At 42.4% G+C, this 14,109-nt stretch carries 9 protein-coding genes; 3 read left to right on the top strand and 6 right to left on the bottom strand.

Annotated features, from left to right (window positions below; all coding sequences use genetic code 11):
* Positions 1-108: 108 nt before the first annotated feature.
* The 4 genes from V7K45_RS22825 to V7K45_RS22810 form a co-directional block, all read right to left on the bottom strand.
* Positions 109-2,370, bottom strand: coding sequence for a TolC family protein (locus tag V7K45_RS22825; RefSeq protein WP_335007259.1), 2,262 nt, complete (start codon positions 2,368-2,370; stop codon positions 109-111).
* A gap of 103 nt (positions 2,371-2,473) precedes the next feature.
* Positions 2,474-4,036, bottom strand: a complete 1,563-nt coding sequence (gene kaiC / locus V7K45_RS22820) for a circadian clock protein KaiC (protein ID WP_335007258.1) — start codon at positions 4,034-4,036, stop codon at positions 2,474-2,476.
* 77 nt (positions 4,037-4,113) lie between these two features.
* Positions 4,114-4,428 (bottom strand): circadian clock protein KaiB, encoded by a 315-nt coding sequence (gene kaiB, locus V7K45_RS22815; RefSeq protein WP_099099291.1) that lies wholly within the window; start codon positions 4,426-4,428, stop codon positions 4,114-4,116.
* Positions 4,429-4,542: 114 nt separating this feature from the next.
* Complete coding sequence (locus V7K45_RS22810) at positions 4,543-5,124, bottom strand: KaiA family protein (RefSeq protein WP_335007257.1); 582 nt, start codon at positions 5,122-5,124, stop codon at positions 4,543-4,545.
* A 562-nt stretch (positions 5,125-5,686) separates the two neighbouring features.
* Here V7K45_RS22810 and V7K45_RS22805 point away from each other — a divergent pair.
* Positions 5,687-9,022, top strand: coding sequence for an ATP-binding response regulator (locus V7K45_RS22805; RefSeq protein ID WP_442942035.1), 3,336 nt, complete (start codon positions 5,687-5,689; stop codon positions 9,020-9,022).
* A gap of 58 nt (positions 9,023-9,080) precedes the next feature.
* Here the strand turns inward: V7K45_RS22805 and V7K45_RS22800 are convergent, their stop codons facing one another.
* A complete protein-coding gene (locus tag V7K45_RS22800; protein ID WP_335007256.1) occupies positions 9,081-11,051 on the bottom strand; it encodes an ArnT family glycosyltransferase in 1,971 nt (656 codons plus the stop codon).
* A gap of 276 nt (positions 11,052-11,327) precedes the next feature.
* Positions 11,328-11,966 (bottom strand): hypothetical protein, encoded by a 639-nt coding sequence (locus V7K45_RS22795; protein WP_335007255.1) that lies wholly within the window; start codon positions 11,964-11,966, stop codon positions 11,328-11,330.
* Positions 11,967-12,691: 725 nt separating this feature from the next.
* On the opposite strand from V7K45_RS22795, the gene V7K45_RS22790 reads away from it, so the two are divergent.
* Together V7K45_RS22790 and V7K45_RS22785 are read left to right on the top strand one after the other, a co-directional pair.
* On the top strand, positions 12,692-13,024 hold the full coding sequence (locus V7K45_RS22790) for a DUF565 domain-containing protein (RefSeq protein ID WP_334853753.1): 333 nt from the start codon (positions 12,692-12,694) through the stop codon (positions 13,022-13,024).
* A 15-nt stretch (positions 13,025-13,039) separates the two neighbouring features.
* Positions 13,040-14,083, top strand: a complete 1,044-nt coding sequence (locus tag V7K45_RS22785; RefSeq protein ID WP_335007254.1) for a glycerate kinase — start codon at positions 13,040-13,042, stop codon at positions 14,081-14,083.
* Positions 14,084-14,109 lie beyond the last annotated feature (26 nt).

Raw genomic sequence — 14,109 nt, 5'->3', positions numbered from 1 at the left:
ATAAATGAGGCTTTTAGCTAGCTTTAATCAGAAACGTTACTAGATTGTGTAATGCCCCGATAAACACAGCAGCAGTCAAAAGTATTGATTCAGTTGAGTTTCAGTTAATTAGCGGAATGCTCTAAGAGTAACAGACCGTTGTAACTGAGCTAAAGCGCGGTTGTAATCCAAAATTGCTGTGACTCGATTACCTTCAGCTTGTGTGAGGTCATTTTCAGAGTTAATCACATCAGTTTGAGTACCTACACCAGCTTGGAATCGCAAACGCGCTAAACGTAGAGCTTCCCTGGCTTGTTCTAAAGCGGTATTAGCGGTTTGAACATTCTCCAAACTAGATTGCTGGGTAGAATAGGCTTGTTCTACCTGAAAGCGAATTTGGTTGCGCTGTTCGGCAAATTGAGTTTCTGCGATCGCAATATTAGCTTGCTGTTGAGCTGCTCTTGCTCTTGCTGCTCCACCATCAAACAAATTTAGGGTTGCCCTAACTCCGAATGAATAACCATCAGTAACGCTGACATTATCATTGAACTGGTCTAGCAGGTCGTAGCTAGCAACCAAACTAACTTGAGGGCCTAGTTCTGCAAGAGCTTGTCTACGCTGTTGCTCGCTACTATTGCGTTGTGCCAAAAACTGTTGCAGTTCTGGACGATTTTGATAAGCCAACACAATACTTTGTTCTAGGCTTGGGTTCCAAAGACCAGCTAATTGTACAGGGTCAGCGGCACTGATATTTATTCCTTGCGGCAAACTGATCCGAGTTGCTAATTGACGACGGTAAATTGACTGCTGGGATCTAGCATTAGTTAAATTTTGTTGGGCGTTTGCTAAATTCACCTGCGATCGCAACACATCGAACCGCGTACCAACCCCAGCTCGCTCTAAAGCTTCTGCATCACGTAAACTAGCCTCAGAGTTCACTACAGCCGACTGACTAATACGTACTTGTTCATCCGCTTGTTGCAGATTGTAGTAATCAGTGGCAACATTCAAACGGATTGTCTCAGACTGAGTTTCTACAGCCAACTCATAGTAACGTACCTGTTCTTCAGCCGCTCTGATACTAGCTTGCACTCTCCCAGAAGTATAAAGGTTATATGAAAGTTGTGCTTGACCAGAAAAAGATGTGCTGGGTTGATCTTGGTTAGACAGTAAGCCATTTCGCCCGTTTAATTCGTCCTGAAGCTGACTGCTAGAAGACTGACTACGAGTCAGATCCGTGCTAAGTCCCAAAGTGGGCAATAAAGCCGCTTGCGCCTCGCGTAGAGCCGCTTTATTGCGTTCTAGCTCCAATAAGGACACCTGTAGATCGTGATTGTTACGCCGTGCTAACTCCAAAGCCTGTGCCAAAGTAATCGGCTGATTTCCTCGAAGTTGCACTTCCTCCGGCTTGGTGGGAAATTGTAAGGGATTTGAGTTAGGAATCAGGTTCTTTGGAATTTGCACCGACCCTGACGGCACAGGAGTTACCGTTGTTGGCACAGTAGAAGGTTGCACCGCCCCTGACGGTACTGGAGTTACCGTTGTTGGCACAGTAGAAGGTTGCACCGAACCCCCTGGTGCTGGAGTTACAGTTCCCGGCGCAATTAGAGTTGGCGTCGAACCCCCTGGTGCTGGAGTTACGGTTGTTGGCGCAGTGATTGGCGTCGAATCTGCCGGAATCGTGGTATTACTCTGAGCCAAGCGACCAATAGCATTTTGTGGTAAGCAGGTGCTTGAGGTTAATAGCACAGTTAAGGAGTCAGTTTTGCTTTTGCTCAACTCCTGTGGACACCTCTGCGCTGACAACAGTTTTGCTGCTCCTGCACCTGTAGCTGAAGTTTGTAAAAATGTTTGTAACGGAGTAACAGTATTTATCTTTTGAACCACTGGCTGCTGTGCAGAAGACAGGGACAAAATTTCTTTTTGGACAGAAAGAGGTTTTGAAGTGTAGTTAGGAACTAATATCTTCTTTAATTTCTGCCCAGAAGCACTTGAATTACTCTGTTTTTGGTTCTTTTGAGCTTGGGAAGGATTAGAGGTAGCTGTCAAACTGAAAAATCTACCTTTATCTTTCTTAAGTAGTTGTTTTATTGGTACAACAGTATTTTCAGCCGTAAATACTGGAATACTATTACTTAAAGGTTTCACGCTAAGTTTAGTAAAACCCAAAGCAGGTAATAGGGTTGGAACACTAACATTTGCACTGTTAGGCAGTTGCCTATTTATGGTGTCTACAACCAAGCCTTGACCATAAGTAGAAGTCAAAACACTAGGAGAAGACGCCAGTTGTACCCCAGTTAGTTTCGCAGTACCAGCCCAAGCAGGCCCAGTTGTTAAGACCGCTGCCGTTACACCAGGTAAGAAGCTATAAAAAAATTGCTGTCCTTTCACCGCATCCCTCACACGAAAATCAATCTAGCGGCAGAAAACCTTTCTTCACCACAGAATATAGCACGATACTAAACTTAGGAAAGAATATACTACGATACTAAATTTAGGGTTCGGAACTCTGTTTGTCTTCAAAACGTCTAACAATGCGAGAAAGTTCCGCCTTTTCATCGATACTAACGCGAGTAGGAGCACCGCTGATAATCCGTTCGTAGTTTCGGAAAGAATCTTTAATTTCGGGTCCGTCAGCAGTAATATTATACTCACGAATTCCTTTATCATGCCAAGACCCGCGCATTTTGAATACGTTAATTGCCCGCGACATTTCTCCGCGAATTTCTACGTACTGTAGCATCAGAATTGTATCGGTAATCGTGGAAATGTGAGAGTCAGTAATCGAATGCGCTCCTAGAAATTGGTCGGTTGTGTTAGTAAAGAAACCAGTAATTTCTTCTTGTTTAGCATAACCTGTCACACCAATTACAAACTGCCGAAATGCATTATTCGTAACTCCTCTAGCTAGTGCTGATAGAGAATCAATAGCAATCCGAGCGGGTTTGAAAATAGCAATTTCTGATTTAATAATTTGTAAGTGGTCTTCTAAACCAGTTGATTCAGGATAGGTACAAATTATTTTGAGTAAACCTTGATCTTCTAATTCTTCAAAATCAATTCCCCAAGATGAAGCATTACGAGATAGTTGGGCGCGTGACTCTTCATAAGCAAATAATATTGCCTGTTCTCCATTGAGACAGCCATCTTGAATAAATTTGCTTACTAACAGGGTTTTACCAGTACCTGTGGCTCCTGTAGCCAAAATAATTGAATCTTTAAAGAAACCCCCACCGCACATTTCATCTAAAGTTTTGACACCAGAAGATACCCTGACATTAGAAGAACGTTGAGTCAAGCGCATTGCTCCAAGTGGGAAGATGTTAACTCCTTCATTAGTAATCGTGAAGGGATATTCGCCTTTCATGTGAGTTGTACCGCGCAATTTGAGAATTTCAATTGTGCGACGGCGGCGTTCTCCTTCTAAAACGTTGCGAACAATTACTACATTATCGGAAACAAATTCTTCCACTCCGAAAGAGGCAACGGGCCCATATTCTTCACTACGTTCAGTGGTAATTACAGTGGTGACATTCAGTAGTTTGAGGCGTGCTACCAGACGAAAAATTTCGCGTCGCACGACTCCCATCGCTTCATACTGCTGAAATACTGCTGTTATTGAGTCGATTGAAACTCGTTTAGCTTTATATTTGCGGATGGCATATTGCAAGCGCTCAATGAGTGCAGAAAGGTCAAAATTTCCCACGATATCTTGACCTTCTGGATCGGGAGATGCATCAAGAATAAACAACTTGCCTTCTTCAATTAAGCGGGGCAAGTTCCAACCAAAAATATTGGCATTTTTAATAATATCACTTGGTGATTCCTCAAAGGTTACAAATACTCCTGCTTCATCAAAGTAGGTGATACCGTTATAGAGAAACTGAAGAGAGAATAAGGTTTTACCTGTGCCGGATGTACCGCTAATCAAGGTAGTTCTACCAATTGGTAAACCACCATGACTAATATCGTCAAACCCTTCGATCATAGTCCGAATTTTTTCTACACCCCTAATTATCGGTGGTTGTTTTGGTTCTACTTGCTCGTTTTCGCTCATTGCTTGATAACAAAAGGGGATTAAAACCTGTTTTTTTTATTACTAAAGTTTTGACTCAATTTTTTATGATGAAAAATTTACTCTTCAAAGTCTTCTTCACTCAGTTCTTCATAGAGCAAATCCAATCCAATCAACACTCTTTCTCTATCTGAAAGATCCCCAATAATTTTGCGAACGGGAGGAGGCAAAATTTTAGATAATGTTGGTGTGGCCAATATTTTATCTTCTTCCGCCAGTTGCGGGCTTTTCAGTACATCGATCACTTTTAAAGCATAAACACCTTCAAACTCCTGTTCTAAAATATCTTTGAGTGTTTTTAATGCCCGGACTGAATTCGGGGTGTTTCCTGCTACGTAAAGCTTGAGAACGTAGGTTTTTCTGGCTTTATTCATATACTTAATAAATATTCATAATTAGAGAAATGCAATATTTTTCCATGCATCGTTACTCACTCACAGTTGTAGCTTGTTCCAAGTTGAATACAGAACAATAAATTTATATTTATTTTATCTAGAAATCGAACTCCTATAGACTTCGCACAGGTGAGCCAAGATATCTATTAACGTTAGGCGGTAATCAAGTAAAGTTTCATTGCTCCTACCTTCTAATTTAAGCTGGTTAGAAAATTCTTCAATTATCTCCATGTGAATTTCGATTATTTGGGGCACAGGAATATTAGCATAAAATATAGTATTGATAAATTTATCAATTTTATCTTTGAGTGTTTTGTCTGTAGTAAAATAATCTATAAGAATCAGGCTATAATCTATTTTAAGCTGTCTTAATAATCCTTCTCTTTCTGCCGGAGTCATCTCCTGAAAATACTGCTGGCTTTTTTGCATCTGACTGGCAAATACATAAACGTACTGAAGAGTGTATGCCTTACTTGGATTTAGTAGCAGCCAATTTGGTAAATAGTTGATTGTTCCAGAGCTTGTTACAGCAACAGGTAAGCAGCAAAATTGGGCAATAATTGCGTCTATCAATTGCCCCAGCCACCTACTCAAACCTTTGAGGTTGGCTAAGTCAACTGGATTATTTAAGCATTTGTTAACATTAGATTGCAGAATCAATATCGGTAATAACATCTATTCTTGAATATATCTCCTCGATCGCCCTGACCAAGAAACGCGGGCTGATAAGTTTGGTTAAGCTTGTAGGGGAATACTGCGTGTGCAGTAAACTGCTGATTTCACCCCAAAATAACGCTCTATGCGAGCAGATAGTGCTAGGCACTCAACATTCTAGTAGAGCAACTAACTGGTAGAACTTAGTAGGTGTTTGATGATGAGGTATCCGTCGGCATAGCAAGACACAGTAATTAACTCATGATTTACATATCTATGTATATAAATAGATAGATTTTTTTATTTTGCTCCTTGATAAGATACTTAAACGAACTTAAAGGATTGTCGCATTCCAAATCATTATAATTCCTCAAGGTTCTAAAGCGAATCTTTGGGGCCATAATTGTTTTAGCCGTCGCTATCGATGAGGAGTTTAAATACCAGTAAGACACTGGAGAGGCTAGTTGCTAGAAATGAGAAACGTTGCGTCGCCTCTTGGAAAAATGCACTCGTTTGCAATTCCCGTGTCCGTTAGGGGAAATCCCGTTGTTTTAATGGCGTTGAAATAACCAGAGTTGCTTATATGAGTCTTCTTAAAGGATATGACTTCAGGCGAAAAGACCATCAACTGGCAGATGGAAATGCCGGAGGGTTCCACAGGAAGAATGACCCCCAAATCCCTATGTTAATGCTAGATTACCCGCTTTATGACTTTCAGGCAACCGTACCTAGCTGCCCCCAAACAAGTTCTCTGGCAGTGGTGTTAGAGATTTTTGAGCAAGAGCAGTGCGATCGCTTGGTAGTAGTGAATCAACAGCAATGCCCCATCGGATTGCTGTATTCTGCCCGTTTAATCCCAAAATTATTAGCACAAAGTGACGATAAAAATCTAAATTTACACCAATCGCTCTCTACCTGGGGTCAAGGTCTAATTGAGCCAATACAGACAATATCAGCTTCGGAGCGTGTAGAGCGATTAAGCTTGCGCTGGTGCGATTCACAAGTCGAAAAACCCCAAAACTTAGATTGGGCGCTGATTGACTCTGAGGGTCGATATTTGGGGCTACTGGATAGTTCGCGCCTGTTGCGATCGCTGGCTCAAGAACGTATGGCTGGCTTACAAAAGTCTAGCGAACATCGCCATGAATATGATGGTGGGTCAAATGAACCCAAGTCATTAGGACATCAACCACTGGTACACTTGCTAGAAAGACTGCCTTGGCCTTTGATGTTGCAAACGGGTACTGGCGAAGTGGTAGCGCGAAATCCCGCCTGGTGGCAGCAACTAGGAACCTTAAAAGATCCAGAAGGGGTTAGGCAACAAGTGGAGGCAATACTTGTCCCTAAACGCTCCGAAATAGCAGAATATGTCACTCAACCAGCAATCAAGGTTCATCCCAATGGTAGGGAGAATGAAGATGGTGGTGAAGAAGAGCTGATTCAGCAAGAAGCATCAGGTGATGCTGCATACAGCCGATGCTATTTAGATAGTCAAGTGGGTACTTGTACTTGCGTTGTCGAAGTGCAAAATGGTCAAGAGCGAATCTGGCAGTTTGCCAAAATTCCTTTAGATAGTCCTGAATTTAAAGTGATGAGTGCCCAAGAGGAAATTGCACTCAGCACTGATTTGTGGTTGGTTTTAGCTACTGATGTCACAGAACAGCAGCAACTTTGCAAAGAACTAGCAGCGAAGAATGCCGATTTAATTCAACTAAATCGGTTAAAAGACGAGTTTTTAGCTTGTATTAGTCATGAACTCAAAACTCCCCTAACTGCCGTTTTGGGATTATCGCGCTTGCTTGTGGATCAGCAGTTGGGAGAACTTAACGAGCGTCAAGCCCGTTATGCGGGACTGATTCATCAAAGCGGACGCCACCTGATGAGTGTTGTCAATGACATTTTAGATTTGACCCGGATGGAGACGGGACAAATGGATTTGACGCTGACTCCGGTGAAAATTCGGGCTGTGTGCGATCGCGCCCTAGCGGAAGCCAAAGCTATCCACACTCAAACCACCAAAGCGACATCTGCCCCGCCACCTGCAAATGCCCGTTCATCTGCTCCTCAATTCTGTCTTTCCATTGAACTAGGTTTAGATCAGATGGTGGCAGACGAATTGCGCTTACGCCAGATGCTAGTACACCTACTTTCCAACGCCTTTAAATTCACCGAAATATCTGGCGAAATTGGGCTGCGGGTAAGTCGTTGGGAAGGATGGATTGCCTTTACAGTTTGGGATACAGGTATTGGCATTCCCGAACACCAGCAACACTTAATTTTTCAAAAATTCCAACAATTAGAAAATCCCCTCACCCGCCAATTTGAAGGCACTGGCTTAGGGCTAGTATTAACTCGCGCCTTGGCTCGCCTCCACGGAGGAGATGTCAGCTTCTTATCGCGTGAAGGTAAAGGTAGCCAGTTTACCCTACTTCTGCCGCCCAGTCCTCCGAAAACAGGCTTTTCGGAACCAGATATGGGAATCAGAGAAGACGAGGAGACACGATACCAACCGACACGGGAAAACTCCGCCGCCGCTCGTCAGCAAGTTAGTACGCCCATACAGCATCATCTTGCGAGTTCGCAACGGTTGGTCTTGGTAGTCGAGGCAGTAGCCCGATATATTGAAGACTTGACCGAACAACTCAAAGGTTTAGGATATCGGGTAGTGATTGCGCGATCGGGGACAGAAGCAGTCGAAAAAGCGCGACGCTTGCAACCAATAGCGATATTTTTAAATCCGTTGCTACCCTTGCTATCAGGTTGGGATGTACTGACTTTACTAAAATCTGACACCGCAACCCGTCATATATCTGTAATTGTCACCGCGACGGGAGCGGAAAAGGAGCAAGCATTTGCTAATCGAGCCGATGGTTTCTTAAGTTTGCCAGTAGAGCATCAGGTCTTAGCACCAGTTCTCGAAAAATTATGTACTGCACAAGTAATACCGCAGATAGGGTCAAATAATAGTGCAATTATCCCAACTAAAACCCCATTGCGAATTCTCAGGTTAGTGAATCCCCAGTTAGAATCGGTCAATCCCCACCCCTCACTTCGAGAACATCGGGTGATTGAAGTAGATGACCTAGATCAGGCAGAACTTTTGGCGCGGGTATGGCAGTTTGACGTGATTCTGTTAGATGTCGAAAGTACCACCGCCCAAATTTATTTGCAACAACTAATTGGACATCCACGTTTAGCAGCTATACCACTGGTTACTTGCGATGTTGCAACTACCTTAATCGCTTCTAAAATACCAGGGCTATCTGTATTTCCTTACTTAACACCATTTGCGAAAGACAACAGCAGTCGCACCGAAAAAACAGATGCCTTACTATCAGTACTAGAAATTGCTTCTGGTATTTGCTGCCCTCCCAACATCTTAGTAGTGGATTTAACAATGCTGCGGGATTTCCCCCAGGTAAGACGTAAACCAGCTAAGGGTTATCGGACAGAAAAAAATTGCTCAATTAGTAGTGAAACTGCTGAACGGGGATCTGAGTGGTTCCAAGCTTTAATTCAATACCTGCAAACAGCAGGCTTCAAAGCAGCGATGAGTCCTTGTTGGGCAGAAGTATTGCAACAGATTCGCCACGAAAGCGTTGACTTATTGCTAATTTGTTTAGGAGAAACCTCTATCCACAAAGATGTGCTCAAAGCACTGAAAACATTGGGAGATTCGCCTTTAAAGTTGCCACCAATTTTGGTACTAAATCAGCGATTAAATCGCTCACAAACCAGTTTCCAGGATGGGGTAGCTTATCAGCAAATTGACAAGCAGAAGAAGAATAGTGTGGAATCAATAGAAACTGTTGTTGGTGCGATCGCTACCCAAATCTTACCGCGATCGATCTCAATGGAAGACCTATTAAGCCAGATCAATCAAGCTTTAGCTGCCAACGGTTACAATAGCAAATGTTAATGGAGTCATTAGTCATTGGTCATTAGTTATTCTCAAAGGACTAATGACTAATGACAAATTATGATATGTCTATTTTTTCTTTTTTCATTTTCTTAAAAGGAACGCGAACCAAGTTATAAGCACCCTTGGTTGATAAATTCTTGTAATCATCTGGCTGTAATTCCATTTGTAAAAACTTTTTCTGTTCGGCTAACAGCAGCACTGAGGAAGGTTTTAGTCCTTTAGCAGCCTGGTTTTTAATATGCTCTACAGCCTCTTGGGGAAATTTTAAATAATTTACGTGGATGTGGCTGTAAAATACCACACTAGGCTTTTTGAAGCCAAGCATGATCAATTCTTCATTTGGTTGTTTTGCTTCTAGAATGACCGCAGACAATTCCCTTAAGGGTAATTGACGTTCTCGATCGATAAAGAACGAAGCAGGCGTTAAGACAAAAATTACAAACGCCACAAACCCGATTAAATTAATACTGATAATGTAGTTCCAGCGGCGACTCAATAATAAACCCGCGACCAAAACAGCAGAAACTAGCCAAATTATACCCGCGATTACTGGTAAACCAGATTGTTGAATTAGTTCGTGGAAGTTACTTATCGCTGGATCGGTACCTAATATTTGGGTGATGTTGAGCAGTGCTGTTGCCAGAATTGATAAAAATACTACATTCACCCAACCACTTATTCGCAGCAAAGACGCCGAGATAGACAGAGTGGGAGAGGGGGAAACAGGAATTGTTTGCCGTGTCTTTGTATCTGAAAAAACGTCGCTCCACAACAAGGCTACCAGGATTGCTGCTGCTGGCATTAAAGGTAATACGTAGCTAGGGAGTTTAGTAACGGCAATGCAAAAAAAGACAAAGATACTAGCAAACCAGAACCAGGCAAATAAACCAAATTGCTGAAAACGTTCAACAGATCGCCAATGCGATCGCTGCCAAAACTTTAATCTGATTATAGATGCTGGTAAATACACTGAGTATGGTGCAAAACCCAACAGCACGACTATAAAGTAAAAATACCAAGGTGCTGAGTGACCATTAACTACTTCTGTAAAGCGTTCCAGGTTGTGATAACCAAAAAAGGAGTTAATATAATTCCAGCCATTGCGCCAAATTACTAAAGCATACCAGGGTACTGACAAAATTATAATTATCAGTATACCTACGAGAAGGCGCATTTCCCGCAACACCTCTCGCACTTTACCCACGTAAAGCAAAAAGGCGGCAACAATTATCCCCGGCAAAACAATTCCCACTGGCCCTTTTGTCAAAATTGCGCCAGCAATCAGCACATAAAAAGCTAAGTACCACTTATTAGGGAATAGGGCATGGGACATCCCTTCGGCTTCGCTCAGGGCAAGTGGGGATTGGGCATTGGTGATTAATTCTGCTCCCCTGCTCCCCTGCTCCCCGGTCACTGAGCGTAGCCGAAGTGCTGCTCCCCTGCTCCCGTCCTTCCCCGCGTACCCTAGAAAGAAACATAACAAAGCCGATGCCATACATCCGGTGAGCAGCATATCAGAGACACCCGTTCTCGCCCAAATAATAGTTTCGGGATTGAGTGCCATCAGCGCGGCTGCTATAAAAGATGTTAAGTAGCGACGAGTAGGACGTGAAACTTGCTCTAATTCATCTTGTTTAGCTAGATACCACTGAATGGTGTAAAAACCTAAACAAACTAAGCCGAATGCGGCGATCGCAGAAGGGAGACGTACTGCCCATTCATTCACGCCAATCAGATGATATGCGATCGCCTGACACCAGTAAATTAAAGCAGGTTTATCGAAACGAGTGTCACCATTGAAAAATGGGGTAATCCAATCACCTGTAACGAACATCTGGCGGGAAGCTTCGGCAAAGAGCGGCTCTGTCTCATCAATTAAGCCAATGTTGCCCAAATTCCACCCAAAAGCTACCCAGCCAACCACTATCAACCACAAAATCGACACAGTTAGACTCAGGGCTGGATTTTTTGCTATTTTGTTGAACCACCGATCAACAGTGTGCTTAACACTCAATTTCATGCTCATTTAGTCAATAGTCAACAATCACTAATCAATAGTCGTTGGTTATCTATCTTTTGTTCTTGGGAGTTTTTAATTCAACAATTTTCCTTTATCCATTACCTAACACTTTACCAACTGTAGGGTAAGAATGTAAGAATAAAGGTTTGAGCATATTGATTAGACTTCTTGGCATTGTAGGAAAAGGGTAAGGGGGAAGGGGAAAAGGTTCTGTATTGTCCCCTTCCCCTTTAACCTTTACCCTTTTCCCCCAAGAGTGCAAAAAGCACTTTTGCAATAAGTCTATTGACTCAGCACAAGTTGCCATTCTCTATTTTGGGAATTCCACTTAGGTAATTGAGTTTCGCCAATAATATAAGGGCCCCAGTAACGACGGGAACCATCTTGTGCAAAAGCAACTAAAACATCTCCCTTTTCCAGCTTTAAATTATTCTGGGGTAGGGATAGAACCAGTCCCTTCTCACTACCTTCTTCGGGAGCAAAATCCCAATGTGCCGGTACATCGTAGTGAGTTTGTTTTTTACTAGCTCCTTTTGCTACTGACTCTCTTGCCAGTAGAACCAGCCGCACAGGCTGATTTGTTTGATTGCTCATTCGCAAAGTACCTCGATCCTTGGCAATGCTTGTTGATTTATCACGCTCTGCTAGGACAGGATAAGTATTCTCTTTACTGCTATGTTCTACTCGATTGGTTGGGGTAGGTACTGGAGTAGATAGACTAGTGGAAATACTTTTTTCAGGTACAACCGAAGTTGTATGCCACTCTTGAGTTTCTGTTGGCAGTTGTGAAGATGTGTCTGAGTTTGTATCTGGTTTAGTGGGCTCAAAGGATACGCTCAGTCCAAGGCATCCCACTAAAGCAACAAGCAGCCCCAAGCACAAAGCCGTAATACCGACGTTACGATACACTGAGGATTTCATATTGATAGTTATTTAGAAATAAATATTTTGTTTAGGCTTGACCAAATAGTAGCCTATTATCCCAAAAGGCAATCACACAAAATAGCCGAATATAGACTTTCTTAAAATTAGCAACGCCATGTATTATAAATATCATTTTGATTAAAAAATATTTGAAGTAGATAATCTCTTTTATGTTTGAAAAACAAGAGGTACAGACATCCATTACTTTGGTTTTTGACCGTAAGTATGGATAAAAAAAGATAATTTGATACCTATTGAACCAATTCATTTGGATAAAAAAAATAAAAGTTTCCTGAAACCGCTAGCAGCCTCAACAAGGCGTCCTTGGCTAAAGGTCAGTGCTTAGAGATCCTCCTTTCTAAATCTACGCAAGTTTATTCTCCTGTTGGGAGACGCTACAAGGAGCTTATTTCCATAACATGAATACAAGTCAGCAAACCCCCTTAACGAACTAGCTTCCTTAAAAAAGGGGAATTTTGAATCATTTTCCCATTTTTTAAGGCTTGAATGTGGGGATCAAACTAAATATTTATTGTTTCCAAACATCCTCTAAGAAACTGTATTTCTGAAGAAGATGATAGAATGGTCAAATTTGAATAAACACTGCAATTCCAGTAGATATCTACAATAGTAACAAACAAGCTGATGCTAAAACCAATATCCTTCTTACATTAATATAGACATATTTCAAGATATCTTGACTTTTCCCAGAAGTCCCTTTGATGCAAAACACTCGTCTCAATAACTTGTTCGATGCCATTGCTACACGCTTTGGGCAATGGTTTTTAAATCCTTGGCGACGGCTATCGTTGCTGATAATTAGTTTTTTGTTCGGTTTTTTTCTGGGAAACGCAGTTTCCACTACAGCTGGACAACGGGCAGAGTTAGACATTGTAGCAGCTGGTTTTTTAGTACTGTTGACGGAAATTACCAGCAGAATATTTTACAGTCGCAGCTTTTTGGAAAGGCGATCGCTCTTGGTAGACTCACTAAATCTCCTCAAAGTTGGTTTCATCTACAGCCTGTTTCTCGAAGCTTTTAAGCTGGGATCGTAGCCAGATGGAGAATTTATGAATTTGTGGCTGAGTGTTTTAGCAACCAATGGGGTGGGAGAAACTTGGAAGCCAGAAGCAAGAGAAGCAGCGCTGGCAGATCGGTTAAGGGCTAAAGCTTTTGGGATCGCGCCGGAAAATGTTGATGAAATGATCGAAAGGCGATCGCATTTACTAAAATCTGTCTTCCCAGCTTTTAGCGAATTCTGTCAAGCGACTTTCCAAGTACAACCCCAGGAAATGTTACAGGTATTGTGGGACTTGTGGCTGCCTTTGGGAATCAAACTAGCATCGCAGCGCCAACAGTTGGGACACCCCCTGATTCAAGGAATATTGGGAGGACAAGGTACTGGTAAAACCACAATGTCCAAAATTCTCATTTTGATTCTCGATCATTTGGGATACAGGACTGTGAGTTTATCTTTGGATGACTTATATAAAACTTACAGCGATCGCTTGCTTTTGACACAGCAAGATCCCCGCTTAATTTGGCGCGGCCCGCCGGGAACTCACGATATAGACTTAGGCTTAAATGTAGTAGATCAAATCCGTGAGTTGCAAAGCCCCGTAATGCTTCCTCGCTTTGATAAATCAGCTTATGGAGGTGCTGGCGATCGCACTAATCCAGAAATGGTCACGGATGTAGATATTGTACTATTTGAAGGTTGGTTTGTGGGTGTGCGACCAATCGACCCTAATTTATTTGATACTGCACCGCCGCCAATTGTCACAGATGAAGATAGAGCATTTGCCCGTGAGATGAATCTTCGCCTCCACGATTATTTACCACTGTGGGAGCGATTAGACAGTTTAATTGTGCTTTATCCCACTGATTACCGCTGTTCTTTAGAGTGGCGCAAACAGGCGGAACAACAGATGATTGCTGCGGGTAAGTCGGGAATGAGTAATGCAGAGATAGAGCAATTTGTCAATTATTTTTGGCGATCGCTTCACCCGGAATTATTCATCACGCCGTTGGTAAGAGATGCGACAGCGGTAGATTTAGTGATTGAGATTAATCCCGATCGTAGCTTTGGTCAAGTGTATTGCGATCGGACTTAGGGCGTTAGTTCTCAAGCAAATCAGCT

The sequence above is a fragment of the Nostoc sp. genome (genome assembly GCF_036917375.1).
Taxonomy (GTDB): Bacteria; Cyanobacteriota; Cyanobacteriia; order Cyanobacteriales; family Nostocaceae; genus Nostoc.
This window is presented reverse-complemented; position numbering and strand designations above follow the sequence as displayed.

Excerpts from the sequence above, each read along its gene's own strand:
- kaiC (WP_335007258.1), bottom strand. The coding sequence starts at position 4,036 with ATGAGCGAAAACGAGCAAGTAGAACCAAAACAACCACCGATAATTAGG.
- kaiB (WP_099099291.1), bottom strand. The coding sequence starts at position 4,428 with ATGAATAAAGCCAGAAAAACCTACGTTCTCAAGCTTTACGTAGCAGGA.
- V7K45_RS22810 (WP_335007257.1), bottom strand. The coding sequence starts at position 5,124 with ATGTTATTACCGATATTGATTCTGCAATCTAATGTTAACAAATGCTTA.
- V7K45_RS22805 (WP_442942035.1), top strand. The coding sequence starts at position 5,687 with ATGAGTCTTCTTAAAGGATATGACTTCAGGCGAAAAGACCATCAACTG.
- V7K45_RS22800 (WP_335007256.1), bottom strand. The coding sequence starts at position 11,051 with ATGAGCATGAAATTGAGTGTTAAGCACACTGTTGATCGGTGGTTCAAC.
- V7K45_RS22795 (WP_335007255.1), bottom strand. The coding sequence starts at position 11,966 with ATGAAATCCTCAGTGTATCGTAACGTCGGTATTACGGCTTTGTGCTTG.
- V7K45_RS22790 (WP_334853753.1), top strand. The coding sequence starts at position 12,692 with ATGCAAAACACTCGTCTCAATAACTTGTTCGATGCCATTGCTACACGC.
- V7K45_RS22785 (WP_335007254.1), top strand. The coding sequence starts at position 13,040 with ATGAATTTGTGGCTGAGTGTTTTAGCAACCAATGGGGTGGGAGAAACT.